10 protein-coding genes are annotated in these 13546 nt (G+C 77.6%); 5 read left to right on the plus strand and 5 right to left on the minus strand.

What is annotated here, in order from left to right:
- Positions 1-8 precede the first annotated feature (8 nt).
- Positions 9-710, minus strand: coding sequence for an NRDE family protein (locus BMZ33_RS01675; protein ID WP_091107110.1), 702 nt, complete (start codon positions 708-710; stop codon positions 9-11).
- 310 nt (positions 711-1020) lie between these two features.
- Between BMZ33_RS01675 and BMZ33_RS01680 the strand changes: the two genes are divergently transcribed.
- Positions 1021-3108, plus strand: a complete 2088-nt coding sequence (locus tag BMZ33_RS01680) for a DEAD/DEAH box helicase (RefSeq protein ID WP_169063753.1) — start codon at positions 1021-1023, stop codon at positions 3106-3108.
- Between the two features lie 27 nt (positions 3109-3135).
- Here BMZ33_RS01680 and BMZ33_RS01685 read toward each other — a convergent pair whose 3' ends face one another.
- The 3 genes from BMZ33_RS01685 to BMZ33_RS01695 are packed head-to-tail and all read right to left on the minus strand — an operon-like array spanning position 3136 to position 6553.
- Positions 3136-4263 carry a nucleotide disphospho-sugar-binding domain-containing protein gene (locus BMZ33_RS01685; RefSeq protein ID WP_091107112.1) on the minus strand — a complete coding sequence of 376 codons (1128 nt, stop codon included), beginning with the start codon at positions 4261-4263 and terminating at the stop codon, positions 3136-3138.
- A gap of 53 nt (positions 4264-4316) precedes the next feature.
- The gene (locus tag BMZ33_RS01690) at positions 4317-5675 is read right to left on the minus strand and encodes a circularly permuted type 2 ATP-grasp protein (protein WP_091107114.1); all 1359 of its coding nucleotides are present in this window, start codon (positions 5673-5675) and stop codon (positions 4317-4319) included.
- Positions 5672-6553, minus strand: a complete 882-nt coding sequence (locus BMZ33_RS01695) for an ATP-grasp domain-containing protein (protein ID WP_169063754.1) — start codon at positions 6551-6553, stop codon at positions 5672-5674. The genes BMZ33_RS01690 and BMZ33_RS01695 overlap by 4 nt, the downstream gene beginning before the upstream one ends.
- 109 nt (positions 6554-6662) lie before the next feature.
- Here BMZ33_RS01695 and BMZ33_RS01700 point away from each other — a divergent pair, with 109 nt between their 5' ends.
- From BMZ33_RS01700 to BMZ33_RS01715, 4 genes are all read left to right on the plus strand, one after another.
- On the plus strand, positions 6663-8636 hold the full coding sequence (locus tag BMZ33_RS01700; RefSeq protein ID WP_091107118.1) for a glucuronyl esterase domain-containing protein: 1974 nt from the start codon (positions 6663-6665) through the stop codon (positions 8634-8636).
- Positions 8637-8699: 63 nt separating this feature from the next.
- Entirely contained in the window at positions 8700-10094 is a 1395-nt protein-coding gene (locus tag BMZ33_RS01705) for an aspartate aminotransferase family protein (protein ID WP_091107121.1), read from the plus strand.
- A 75-nt stretch (positions 10095-10169) separates the two neighbouring features.
- A complete protein-coding gene (locus BMZ33_RS01710; protein ID WP_091107123.1) occupies positions 10170-10946 on the plus strand; it encodes a cyclase family protein in 777 nt (258 codons plus the stop codon).
- A complete protein-coding gene (locus tag BMZ33_RS01715) occupies positions 10943-12589 on the plus strand; it encodes a thiamine pyrophosphate-binding protein (protein WP_091107125.1) in 1647 nt (548 codons plus the stop codon). Before BMZ33_RS01710 ends, BMZ33_RS01715 begins: the two co-directional genes overlap by 4 nt.
- Before the next feature lie 12 nt (positions 12590-12601).
- Here BMZ33_RS01715 and BMZ33_RS01720 read toward each other — a convergent pair whose 3' ends face one another.
- On the minus strand, positions 12602-13450 hold the full coding sequence (locus tag BMZ33_RS01720; protein WP_091107127.1) for a tryptophan 2,3-dioxygenase: 849 nt from the start codon (positions 13448-13450) through the stop codon (positions 12602-12604).
- Positions 13451-13546: the final 96 nt, after the last annotated feature.

Here is a 13546-nt window from a genome sequence, read left to right on the forward strand (position 1 = left end):
GCGCCGGGTCAGGCGGACGCGCGCTCGTCGACGACGAGGGTGTCCCAGGGCCGCGCCGTCCAGGGCTCCCGGCTGTGGGTCAGCCGCAGCCGGCCCGGCTCGGCCTCGACCAGCTGGCCGAAGACGGTCGCGAACACCCGGCCGTCCTCCTCGTGGCGCACCACCAGGGCGCCGGGGTCGTCCCGGGGCGGCTCGGCCCGCACCAGGCGGCGCCACCCCTCGGGCGGGTCGGCCGCCCGGAAGGCCTCGAGGTACCGCTCGGTCTTGCGGTCCTCCGGCCCCCCGGAGGTCACCATCACGGTGCCCTCGGCGTGCACGGTCTCCGCCAGCCGCTGGCCGTCGGAGTCCCAGGTGACGAGCCGGTCGGGCGTCGCCAGGACGAGCAGGAAGCCGGCCATCGCGGCGACGTCGACGTGGTCGCGCCAGGCCGCGCCGTGGGTGACGGCGAGCAGCGGCAGCACCCCACGGCTCGCCGCGCCGGGGTCGGCCACCGGCTTCCGCGGCCGGTTGAGCACCAGCGCGGTCGCCCCGGTCCCGACCCGGGTGGCGCACCAGGTCCCCCCGGCGACGCGGTCGCGGCCCGCGACCACGTCGGGGGCCTCGGGCCACCAGCGGCCGGGGTCGTCGAAGGGGCGGGTGGTCAGCTCGTCGCGCAGGGCGAGGAGCCGGACGGGCCGGCCCGCCGACCAGCGGACGACGACGGTGCACACGCCGCCATCCTCCCGCGACGCGCCGGGCGGCCCGCACCTCCGGTCGGACGGGCGGGGCGGGAATGCGGCACCCTGTAGGGCGTTGACACACCGAGGTGCCGAGCGCGCCGGCGGCGTCGAGTGTCCAGCTCCGCGAGCCGGCTGCGCGCCCGGGACACCGGGCACGTCCCACGGGACGTCCGACGTCGTGCGCCGGGCGGCGCGCGACGCTGCCGCGTCCGTGCGCGGCACCGCAGAGGAGGAGTTCGTGGCTCGACCAGGCCGGCGCCAGACGGGCGCTCGCCGCACCACCCCCCGGCGGGACCGACGGGTGCGCCACGACGGTGACCTCCTCGCGGCCCTCGCCCGGGCCGCCCGCGAGGTCGAGGCGGCCGCCCAGCGCGGGCGCGTCACGCCCTCGGTGCGCACCCGCTTCCAGGCCGTCGCCCTGCTGCTGCGGGAGGAGCGAGCCCGCGTGCAGGCGGCCGCCGGCGACGGCTCCCGCGCCGAGCAGCTCAAGCGCCTGGACGGCGTCGCGACGATCCTCGCGACGACCGCCGTCCGGGACGCCGGGCTGCTCGCGCTGCTCGGCGACGACGCCGTCGTCTCGGACGCCGCCCGGTCGCTGCGGCGGGAGATGCTGCGCGACCTCGGCGTCGAGCCGGCGCCCGAGGAGACCGCGCCGGTGCGGCCCGAGGCCGTCCCCGCCGGCCCCGACCGGCGGGTCGTGCCGCAGTCGGTGGTCTCCCGGCAGCTGGCCAACCCCTTCCTCGCCCCGGACTTCTCCGCCGTCGCCCAGCGGCCCTCCCGTCCGCGCCGCCTGTCCGGCTGGGAGCTGCTCGGTCCGCTGCTGGGCTCCTTCGAGCGGGCCGGCGGCGGGGCCCCGGCGTGCATGGCGCTGCCGGCGCCGACGGACCGGTTCACCCCGGCGGGCTCGGAGCTGATGCCGCACCAGGGGCAGGTGGTCGCCGCGGCCGCGGCCGGCCACCGGACGTTCCTGCTCGCCGACGAGCCGGGGCTGGGCAAGACGGCCCAGGCGCTGCTCGCCGCGGAGGCGGCCGGTGCCCACCCGCTGCTCGTCGTCGTGCCGAACGTCGTCAAGACCAACTGGGCGCGGGAGGCGGCCCGCTGGACGCCGCACCGGCGGGCCACCGTGGTGCAGGGCGACGGCGAGACGGTCGACGGCTTCGCCGACGTCGTCGTCGTCAACTACGAGGTGCTCGACCGGCACGTGGGCTGGCTCGGCGACTTCGGGTTCCGCGGCATCGTCGTGGACGAGGCCCACTTCATCAAGAACAAGGGCTCGCAGCGCTCGCGGCACGTCCTGGAGCTGTCCGCGCGGCTGCGGTCCCTCGGCCGGCGGCCGCTGCTCATGGCGCTGACCGGCACCCCGCTGATCAACGACGTCGAGGACTTCCGGGCGATCTGGCAGTTCCTCGGCTGGACCGACGACGACGCACCCCTCGGCGAGCTGCTCGACGCGCTCGAGGACACCGGCCTCACGCCCGCTGACCGGGGCTTCTCCGCCGCGGCGCGCCAGTGCGTGATCGATCTCGGCATCGTGCGCCGCCGCAAGGCCGACGTCGCCGCCGACATCCCCGCCCGCCGCATCGCCGACCTCCCCGTGGAGCTCGACGGGCCGGTCGGGCGGTCGATCCGCGCGGCCGAGCGGGACCTCGTGCGCCGGATGGTGGCCCAGTACGAGACGGCGCTGGCGGCCCGGTCGCCGGGTGCCGACGGCGCGCGGACCGTCGAGGGGATCGACGCCGAGCTGGTGCGCCGGGTGGCCCGCTCGGAGCTGAAGGACGCGGCCGCCTCGACCGGCGAGAACGTCTTCGCCACGATGCGGCGCATCGGCCGGGCGAAGGCCGGGCTGGCCGCGGACTACGCCGCGCAGCTGGCGCGCAGCGCCGGCAAGGTCGTCTTCTTCGCCAAGCACGTCGACGTGATGGACGCCGCCGAGGAGGCCCTCGCCCGGCAGGGCGTGCGCTTCGCCTCGATCCGCGGTGACCAGACACCGAAGGTGCGCCAGGCCAGCGTCGACGCGTTCACCACCGACCCCGGCGTCGCCGTCGCGGTGTGCTCGCTGACCGCGGCCGGCGTCGGCCTGAACCTGCAGGTGGCCTCCAACGTCGTGCTGGCCGAGCTGTCCTGGACCGACGCCGAGCAGACGCAGGCCATCGACCGCAGCCACCGCATCGGCCAGACAGAGCCGGTCACCGCCTGGCGCATCATCGCCGCGCAGACGATCGACGCGCGGGTCGCCGAGCTCGTCGACAGCAAGGCCGGGCTGGCCGCCCGGGCGCTCGACGGGTCCGACGGGCCGGCCGGCGCGCCGAACGACGTGCAGGTCGAGGTCCTGGTCGCCCTGCTGACCGACGCGCTGCGGGAGTCGCAGGGCACGCCGACCGGCTCCTGAGGGTCGGGTCCGGCACCGCCGGCCGGCTCAGGGCAGGGCGCCGAGCAGGGCGGTCAGCTGCCCGGCCACCTCCCGCGGTGCGGGCATGGCGGCGATCTCCGCGGCGACCTCGCGGGCGGCCCGGGCGAGGCCGGGATCGCTGACGAGCCGCTCCAGGTGGGCCGCGGTGATCTCGCCCGCCGGCACGGCCAGGCCGGCACCCCGGGCGGCGACCAGCCGGGCGTGGACGGTGCGGTCCCCGGCGCCGGGGACGACGAGCTGGGGCACCCCGGCCGCGAGCGCCGTGAGCAGGGTGCCCGCCCCGCCGTGGTGCACGACGCCGCCGGCGGCCGGGAACACGGTGGCGAAGGGCAGCCAGTCCACCACCGTGACGTTGGGCGGCAGCTGCGCGCGGGCGGTGCGGCGGTCCGGCCGGACCAGGACGACGTCGACGTCGGCGTCCGCCGCGGCCGCCGCCACCCGGCGCATCATCGGGTCGGGCCGGGGGTCGTCGACGGTGCTCCGGGTGACGATCACCCGTGGCCGCGGGCCGGGCCGGGTCAGCTCCTCGGGCGCCGGGCGGTCCCCGGCGACCGGGACGTGGCGCATCGGCCGCCCCCGGCTCGCCCGGGTCACGCTCGGCGGGGCGGTGACCAGCACCTCGGCCACGGCCGGGACGTGGTCGACGCCGTGCCGCCGCAGGACCGGCCCGAGCCGCGCCGCGGCGGAGTCCCGGAGCTCCCGCGCGTCGAACAGGGCCATGTCGACCAGGACGACGGGCACGCCCCGCCGTGCGGCCACCAGCGATCCCGCCACGGCCAGCGGCTCGTGCACGACGAGGTCGGGCCGCCACTCGTCGGCCAGCCGCACGAGGCGGTCGGCCATCCGGTCGGCCACCGGCGCGAACAGGTGACCGACCAGGACGGTGCCCGGGTCGCCCCTCGCCGAGCGGACGGCCAGCACCGGGTGCCGGAGGGCCGTCGGCAGGAACACCCGGCGGATGTCGAAGCCCGGGGCGACGTCACGGACCTCCAGGCCGGCGGCGCGGGCAGGCGCCACGGCGTCCGCGGCGGTGGCGACGAGCACGTCGTGCCCCGCGTCGCGCAGCGCGCCGGCCAGCGGGACCAGCGGCAGGACGTGACCGACCATCGGCGAGGCGACGAGCAGCACCCGCATGCGAGCAGGGTGGCCCGCCCGGCGCCGGACCGGAAGCCCCGCCGGCGCCGTCCTCAGCCGACCACCCACGTGTCCTTGGCGCCGCCGCCCTGCGAGGCGTTGACCACCAGCTCGCCCTCGGTCAGGGAGACCCGGGTGAGGCCGCCGGGCAGCACGGTCGTCCCGTCGCCGGTGCAGAAGGCGTACGGCCGGTAGTCCACGTGCCGCGGCACGAGGGCGCCGCCGACGACCGTGGGGTGGGTCGACAGCGCCACCGGCTCCTGGGCGATCCACTCGCCGGGCGCGGCCAGGACGGCGGCGCGGGCACGCTCGAGCTGCGCGGCATCGGCCCGCGGGCCGATGAGCACGCCCCAGCCCCCCGAGCCCGACCGCGGCTTGAGCACCAGCTCCGGCAGCCGGTCGAGCGCCGCCCGGCACTGCGCGGGGTCGCCGAGGTCGTAGGCCGGCTGCGAGCGCAGCCGCGGCTCCTCGTCGAGGAAGAAGCGGACCAGGTCCTCGACGTAGGGGAAGGTGCGCTTGTCGTCGGCGACGCCGGTGCCGAAGGCGTTGACCACGGTCACCGTGCCGGCGCGCAGGGCGGGCAGCAGCACCTCGCCGAGCTCGTTGGGCCGGCCGTCGTCGCCGGTCAGCCGCTCCTCGCTGGTGCGCCGCCACAGCAGGTCGACGCGGCGCCCGTCCGGCAGCAGCAGGTCCTCCCCGCGGGCGGTCAGCTGCGAGGGCAGCACGACCGGGGCGCCGACCATCTCCCCGAACCGGTCGATCTCCCACGGCACCGAGCTGCGCGGCCCGTCCCCGAGCACGGCCACGACCGGGTCGGGCAGGTCGGTGGCGGCGGCGAGCATCCGCACCATCGCGTCCCGGGCGGCCGCCCGCACCGGCACCGGGCCGGGCTCCACGCCCAGCCGCGGTGCCACCAGGTCGCGCGCGGCCAGGGCGAAGGCCAGCAGCGACGGCGTCCGCACGTTGTCCTCCAGCACGACGAGCCGGCCGTCGGCGCCGCGGACGAGGTCGGGCCCGGCCATGCCGATCCAGCGCCTCGGCGTCGGCAGGCCGGGGGCCAGGTAGCGGTTGGTGTCGACCACCTCGGCGGGGACCACGCCGGCGCGGACCGACTCGCGCGGGCCGTGCGCGTCGGCGACGAAGGCCTCCAGGGCCCGCAGCCGCTGGGTCAGGCCGGCGGCGACCTCCGCCCACTCCGCCCGCTCGAGCACCCGGGGCACGGGGTCGACCGTGAACAGGTGCGCCTCGCCGGCGGGACCGTGCTCCATGCCGAGCCCGGCGACGGCGCGGGCCACGTCGGCGGCCAGCGCGCCCGGGCCGTACGCGCGGACGGCGGCCAGGGCGGCGGCCGCGTGCGGCCGGTCGCCGCCGTCGGGCAGCAGCGCCTCGTCGAGGCCCTGGCCGGCGCTCACGCGGCCGCCCGCCGCACGGCCGCGCGCCCGGCGACGTCGAGGGCGGCCCGGGCCACCCACCGCCCCTGCTCCGGGTCGGTGACGTCGAAGCCGAACGGCGCGTTCGCCTCCAGCGCGACGAGGCGGCCGTCGGGCTCGACCAGCACGTCGACGCCCATCAGCCCGCCGCTCAGCGCGGCGACCATCCGCGAGGCCAGCTGCGCCATCTCCGGCGGCGCCTCGTAGACCCGCGGGTACACCGTCCCGTGGGTGACCAGCGCGCCCTCCTCGCGGGACTTCTCGTAGACGAGGGAGGTGCTGGTGGGCGTGGCGAACACCCGCGCGCAGGCCGGCTCGGCGATCCACTCCTGCAGCAGCGACGTGCCGCGCCGGTGGCCGCCGGCCGCCTCGTCGGCCCGCCAGGACTCCTCGACCGCGCGGGCGGCGTCGAGGTCGCCGACCAGCTCGACGTAGCGGGCACCGTCGCCGAGCGAGGGCTTGAGGACCATCCGCCGTCCCGGCATCGGCCACTCGCGCACCCGGGCCAGGTCCCACGCGGCGGGCTGCGGCACGCCGGCGGCCGCCCACACGGCGTGGGTCACCAGCTTGTCGGCGGAGGCGACCAGCGAGGTGACGGGGTTGAGCAGCGGCACGCCGGCCGCCTCGAGCAGGGTGGCCAGCGCGAAGGTCGGCGCGTAGGCGACCACCTCCTCGACCAGCACGTGCGCGATCGCCAGGTCGTAGCGGCCCGGTGGCGGGCCGGCGACCGGCCAGTCGGCCGGCACCCGGGCCAGCCGCTCGACCTCGGCGCCCTGCTCCTCCAGCGCCCGCACCCAGGCGGCCGCGTAGCCGGCGTCCTCGTACCAGTCCTCGTCGGTGATCACCAGCAGCACGCGCACGCCGTCCTCTTGCCCGGCTGCTGTCTCCGTCGAACCACCCGCCCGACGCAGCACGGACGCAACACGCGCACCACCCTGCCGACACCTGCCGGCCCTAGCGTGCGCCCGCATGACGCAGGTGCTGCCGGACGGACGCACGGCCGCGGCCCGGCGGCGGCGCTACACCGCCGAGCTGGCCGGGGCGCTGCCGCCGAGCGAGCCCTTCGAGGCGTGGCTGGCCGCCGGCGGGGAGCCGGCGCCGGACTTCACCCGGCTGCCGGCGCGCACCGGACCGTGGTCGCCGGTGGAGGGCCTGTCCGGAGCTGCGGGGTGGCCGGCCCGGCGGGCGGTGCTGCGCGCCCGCTGGCGCCGGTGGCTGACCGGGGACCTGCCGCCCGCCCCGCGCCGCACGCCCGTGCGGGTGGACCGGGTGCGCACGGCGGGCGGCGTGGAGGTCCGCGAGCTCACGGTCGGCGGGGGCCCTGTCGGCGAGCTCACGGTCGGCGGGGGCCCTGTCGGCGCAGGCTGGTCGGTGCGGGCGCGGCTGCTGCTGCCCGTGCCCCCGCCCGGCGTGCGCCGCGACGTCCCCGTCTACCTCCTGCAGTCCAGCCACGGGCCGTGGGCGGAGGCGGCGCTGGCCCGTGGCTGGGGCGCCTGCCTGGTCTCGGCCGCGGACGGGGACGACGACACCGAGGCCGTCGAGCGGGCGTTCCCCTCGGTGGTCGCCGGGCGGCTGGCCTGGCGGGCGTGGGCGCTGTCGCGGGTCCTCGACGCCCTGCAGGACCAGCCCGGGGTGGACGCCCGCCGGGTGCTGGTCGGCGGGCACAGCCGCAACGGCAAGACCGCGCTGCTGGCCGCCGCCTTCGACGACCGCCTCGCCGGCGTCGTCTCCAGCTCCAGCGGCGTGCTCGGCGCCATCCCCGCCCGGCTGTGCACCGACCGGCACTTCGGCGAGGGGGTGGAGCTGCTCACCCGGCACTACCCGGGCTGGTACCACCCGCGGCTGCGCTGGTTCGCCGGGCGCGAGCACCGGCTGCCCACCGACGCCCACGAGCTGCTCGCGCTGGCCGCCCCGCGGCCGGTGCTGGTCTCGGTGGCGGTCGAGGACCCGGTCGAGCGCGTGCCGGCCGCCCGCGCCGCCGTCGACGCCGCGCGGGAGGCATTCGCCCTGCTCGGCCGGGGCGACGGCCTCGAGCTGGCGCTGCGCCCCGGCGGCCACCGGGCCGACGGGTCCGCGGTGGCCGCCCAGCTGGACTGGGCGCAGTCGGTGCTCGGCGGCCCGCCCCGGCGTCCCGGGCAGGCGCCGGCAGCGCCGTCCCCGGTCCCGTGGCCGGCCGGCCGCGTGCGCCCCGGCGCGACGCCGGTCCGCGGCGCGGAGCTGCGGGCCGCCCTCCGCGCCGCCCTGGGTCCCGTGGCCGGGGGCCCGCCGGCGGCGGCGGGGGAGGGGCTGCGGACCCCGGACGGCGTCGCGGTCACCCTCCTGTCCCCGCCGGGCGGGGGCGGCGGCCGCGGGCTGGTGCTCTGGCTCGGCCCGCCGTGCGCGGCCACGGGGTGGCGGGCGGGGTACGAGCAGGCCGAGCCGCTGCCCGCGCTGCTGGCCGCGGCCGGCTGGACGGTGGCCTGCCACGACCCGGTCGGCAGCGGCTCGCGGCACGGCGAGCAGCCGCGACCGGGCTCCTCGCCGCTGGGCCGGATGACGGCCGACGCGGCCGCCGTGGCCGCCGTCGCGGCCGCCGCCACCGGGCACGACCGGGTCTGGGTCGCCGCCTACGGCACCGGGGCGCTGGTGGCGCTGCACGTGGCCGCCCTGGGCGGCGCACCGCTGGCCGGAGCGGTGCTGGCCGCCCCGAGCTGCGGTGAGCCGCTGCTGCGGGCCCGGCCGGGGTACACGCTGGCCGACCTGCTCGCCGCGGTGGCCGACCGGCCCGCGGTCGTGCTGGACCCGGCGTGGGACCCCGAGGCGCCGCCCGGCGCGGTCGCCGCCGCCTGCCGGGCCGCCGGTGTGCCGCGGGTGCCCCTGGCCGACTGGCACCGGCTCTCCGGTGCCACCCGGACGGCGATGGTCGACTGGCTGGACGCGCACGGTCCCCGCCGCCCCGGGTGACGGTGGGGCCGGCTGGCCGCAGACTCGGGGGAGGCCCGTCCTCCCCCGAGCCCGAGGAGCGTCATGACCACCTCGATCGAGCAGCCGCCCGCCGGCGCGCCGGACGCGACCGCGGCCCGCGCCGCGGACCACCTGTGGATGCACTTCGCCCGCCAGGGCCGCCACCCGGAGACGCCGATCCCCGTGGTCACCCGCGGCGAGGGCGCCCACCTCTGGGACAACCGGGGGCGCAAGGTCCTCGACGGCCTGTCCGGGCTGTTCGTCGTCCAGGTCGGGCACGGGCGCCGCGAGCTGGCCGAGGCGGCCGCACGACAGGCGTCCGAGCTGGCCTACTTCCCGGTGTGGGGCTACACGACCCCCGTGCAGGCCGAGCTGGCCGAGCGGCTCGCCGCCCTCGCGCCGGGGGACCTCGACCGCGTCTTCTTCACCACCGGCGGGGGAGAGGCGGTCGAGTCGGCGTGGAAGGCCGCCAAGCAGTACTTCAAGCTGGTCGGGAAGCCGCAGAAGCACAAGGTGATCAGCCGGGCGGTGGCCTACCACGGGACGCCGCACGGCGCGCTGGCGATCACCGGGCTGCCCGCCATGAAGAAGGACTTCGAGCCGCTGGCGCCCGGCGGGTTCCGGGTGCCCAACACCAACCTCTACCGCCACCCGGAGTTCGCCGACGACCCGAAGGCCTTCGGCCGCTGGGCCGCCGACCGGATCGAGGAGGCCATCCTCTTCGAGGGTGCCGACACCGTCGCCGCGGTGTTCCTCGAGCCGGTGCAGAACTCCGGCGGCTGCCTCACCCCGCCGCCGGGCTACTTCGACCGGGTCCGCGAGATCTGCGACCAGCACGACGTCCTGCTCGTCTCCGACGAGGTCATCTGCGCCTTCGGCCGGCACGGGACGACGTTCGCCTGCGAGAAGTTCGGCTACACGCCCGACCTGATCACCTGCGCCAAGGGCATGAGCTCCGGATACGGCCCGATCGGCGCGATGATCGCCTCGGAGAAGGTGGTCGAGCCGTTCCTGCGCCCCGGCGTCGCCTTCCCGCACGGCTACACCTTCGGCGGCCACCCGGTGTCCGCCGCGGTGTCCCTGGCCAACCTCGACCTCATGGAGCGCGAGGGGCTCAACCAGCGCGTCCTGGACCACGAGGAGGCGCTGGGCGCGACCCTGCGCCGGCTGCTGGACCTGCCGATCGTCGGCGACGTCCGCGGCGACGGGTACTTCTGGGCCGTCGAGCTGGTCAAGGACAAGGCCACCCGGGAGACCTTCGACGCCGCGGAGCGCGACCGGCTCGTCCGCGGCTTCCTGCCCGGCGCGCTGTTCGACAACGGCCTGTACTGCCGCCCCGACGACCGCGGCGACGTGGTCGTCCAGGTCGCGCCGCCGCTGATCTGCGGCCAGGCGGAGTTCGACGAGATGGAGCAGGTCCTGCGCCACACGCTGACCGAGGCCCAGCAGCTGCTCTGACGCCGGTCCGTGGTCCCGGGAGCCGGTCGTCTGCTTGGCTGTGCCGGTTCCCGCCCCCACGCCCGAGGGACGTCGATGTCGATCCTGTCCACGCTGGCCGAGGCCCTGACCACCGGCCGCATCGAGGTCGTCGACCTCACCGCGCCGCTGTCGGCGGACACGCCGGTCATCCAGCTGCCGCCGCAGTTCGCCCAGACCGCGCGGTTCGAGCTCGAGGAGCTCAGCCGCTACGACGACCGCGGCCCGGCCTGGTACTGGAACAACTTCCGGACCGGTGAGCACACCGGCACCCACCTCGACGCACCCAACCACTGGGTGACCGGCCGGGACGGGGACGACGTGGCGTCGGTGCCGGCGCGGCGGCTGCTCGCCCCGGCCGCCGTCCTGGACTTCTCCGCGCAGGCCGCCGCCGAGCCCGACTTCCTGCTGGAGGTCGAGCACGTCCGGCAGTGGGAGGAGCAGCACGGCCCGCTGCCCGACGGCGGGTGGCTGCTCTACCGCACCGGCTGGGACGCCCGCTCGGCCTCGCAGCGGGACTTCCTGAACGCCGACGACACCGGCCCGCACACCCCCGGCGTGTCCCCGGCGTGCGCGCGGTGGATCGCCGAGGAGTCACCGGTGCTCGGCCTGGGGGTGGAGACGGTGGGCACCGACGCCGGCGCCGCGCACTCCTTCGACCCGCCGTTCCCGTGCCACGCGGCCCTGATGGGCAGCGGCAAGTACGGGCTGACCCAGCTGCAGAACCTCGCCGCGCTCCCGCCGACCGGGGCCGTCGTCCTCGCCGCGCCGCTGCCGATCGTCTCCGGCTCGGGGTCCCCGGCGCGGGTGCTCGCGCTCGTCGAGCGCGGGTGAGCACGACCGGCGGCACCGTCGCGCAGGCCGTCGGCGCCGCGCTCGTGCGCTGCGGGGTGGGTGCCGTCTTCGGCGTCGTGGGCTCGGGCAACTTCGCGGTGACCAACGCGATGGTCGCCGCCGGGGCGCGCTACGTCGCCGCCCGGCACGAGGGCGGCGCCGCCACCATGGCCGACGCGTACGCCCGCACGAGCGGGGGAGTGGCCGCGGTCAGCCTGCACCAGGGCTGCGGGCTCACCAACGCCCTGACCGGGATCACCGAGGCCGCCAAGAGCCGCACGCCGCTGGTGGTCGTGACGGCGGAGGCGACGTCGCCGCGGTCGAACTTCGCCGTCGACCAGGCGGCGCTGGCCGCGGCGGTCGGGGCGGTGCCGGCGCGGGTCACCTCCGCGGACGGCGCCGTCGGGCAGGCCGCGGCCGCCGTCGCGACCGCCCGCCACGACCGGCGGGTCGTCGTCCTCAACCTGCCGCTGGACGTGCAGGCCCTCCCGGCGTCCCCGGGGGAGCCGCCGCTCCCGCCAGCGCCCTCGCCCCCTGCGCCCGACCCGGCCGCGGTGGAGCGGCTGGCCGCGGCGCTGCGGGCCGCGCGCCGCCCGGTGTTCGTGGCCGGCCGCGGGTCGCGGGGACCCGGGTGCCGCGCGGCACTGGAGGGGCTCGCCGACCGCTGCGGTGCGCTGCTGGCCACGTCCGCGGTCGCCCGGGGCCTGTTCCGGGGCAGCGCGTGGGACCTCGACGTGTCCGGTGGCTTCGCCACGCCGCTGGCCGCGGAGCTGATCTCCGGGGCCGACCTGCTCGTGGGCTGGGGCTGCGCACTGACCATGTGGACCACGCGGCACGGGCGGCTGGTCGCCGACGACGCCGTCGTCGTCCAGGTGGACCTGGAGGCCGACGCGATCGGCGCGCACCGCGACGTCGCCCTCGGGGTCGTCGGCGACGTCCGGGCGGTCGCCGCGGCGGTGACCGCGCAGCTCGCCGAGCCGGTGACCGGGTACCGGACGCCGGAGGTGCGGGAGCGGGTCGCCCGGCGCGGCCGGTGGCGCGACGAGCCGTTCGAGGAGGCCGGGGAGGCCGGGCGCGTGGACCCGCGGACGCTGACCGTCGCGCTGGACGACGTCCTGCCGGCCGAGCGCGTGGTCGCCGTGGACTCCGGCAACTTCATGGGCCACCCGAGCGTGTTCCTCGACGTCCCCGACGAGCACGGCTTCTGCTTCACCCAGGCGTTCCAGTCGGTGGGGCTGGGCCTGTCGACGGCGATCGGCGCGGCCCTGGCCCGGCCGGACCGGCTGCCGGTCGCCGCGCTCGGCGACGGCGGCGCGCTCATGGGCGCCGCCGAGCTGGAGACCGTCGTCCGGCTGGGCCTGCCCATGGTGGTCGTCGTCTACGACGACGCGGCCTACGGCGCCGAGGTCCACCACTTCGGCCCGCACGGGGACGTGCTCGACACGGTCCGCTTCCCCGAGACGGACTTCGCCGCCATCGCCCGCGGGTACGGGTTCGACGCCGTCACGGTGCGCGGCGTCGAGGACGTCGCCGGCGTGGCGTCCTGGGTCGCCGGCCCGCGCAGCGCGCCCCTGCTCGTCGACGCCAAGGTGGCGCGCGGCCGGCCGTCGTGGTGGCTCGAGGAGGCCTTCCGGGGCCACTGAGCCGGGCGGGGCTCACGTGCCGATCTGCGTCCGCACCGCGTAGAGCTCCGGGAAGAAGGTGAGGTCGAGCGCGCGGCGGAGGAACCCGACGCCGGAGCTGCCGCCGGTGCCGGGCTTGAAGCCGATGGTCCGCTGCACGGTGCGGAGGTGGCGGAAGCGCCACAGCTGGACGGCGTCCTCGAGGTCGACGAGGTCCTCGCAGGTCGCGTACTCCGCCCAGTGGGCCGCGGTGTCCTCGTAGATCGCCTTGTACACGGGGACCAGCGCGTCCTCCTGCACCCAGGCCCGGCGGACGTCGCGGTGCAGGACGTGCTCCGGGACCGGGTGGCCCGCCCGCGCCAGGTGGCGCAGGAAGGCGTCGTAGACCGTCGGGGCCTCGAGCTCGGCGGCCAGCAGGTCGTGCGCGTGCGGCCGGGCCTCGAACACCCGGAGCACGCGCTCGTCCTTGTTGCCGAGGACGAACTCGACGGCGCGGTACTGGTGGGACTGGAAGCCCGACGCGTTGCCCAGGACGCCGCGGAACTCCGTGTACTCGCTGGGTGTGAGGGTCGCCAGCACCGACCACTGGTCGGTGATCGTGTGGAAGACGTGCTTGACCCGGGCCAGGCCCTTGCGGGCGCGGCGGACGTCGTCGGCCTCCAGGTACGAGCGGACGGCGCGCAGCTCGTGCAGCGCGAGCTTCAGCCACAGCTCGGTGGTCTGGTGCTGGATGATGAACAGCGGCTCGTCGTGGTGGTCGCTGATCGGGTGCTGCGCGGACAGCAGCTCGTCGAGGGCCAGGTAGTCCCCGTAGTCCATCCTCCCGCGGAAGTCCGTCGTCATCCCCTCGTCCATGGCGCGGACGCCGTCCTCGATCGCCATGACGCCTCCCTCTCCCGTGCCGGACACCATCCTCGTCCGGTCCCGGCGCGCGCGGGGACCGCCCGACCGGCGTCGCGGTGTGTGACAGTCCTCCGC

Source organism: Geodermatophilus dictyosporus (assembly GCF_900115505.1).
Taxonomy (GTDB): domain Bacteria; phylum Actinomycetota; class Actinomycetes; order Mycobacteriales; family Geodermatophilaceae; genus Geodermatophilus; species Geodermatophilus dictyosporus.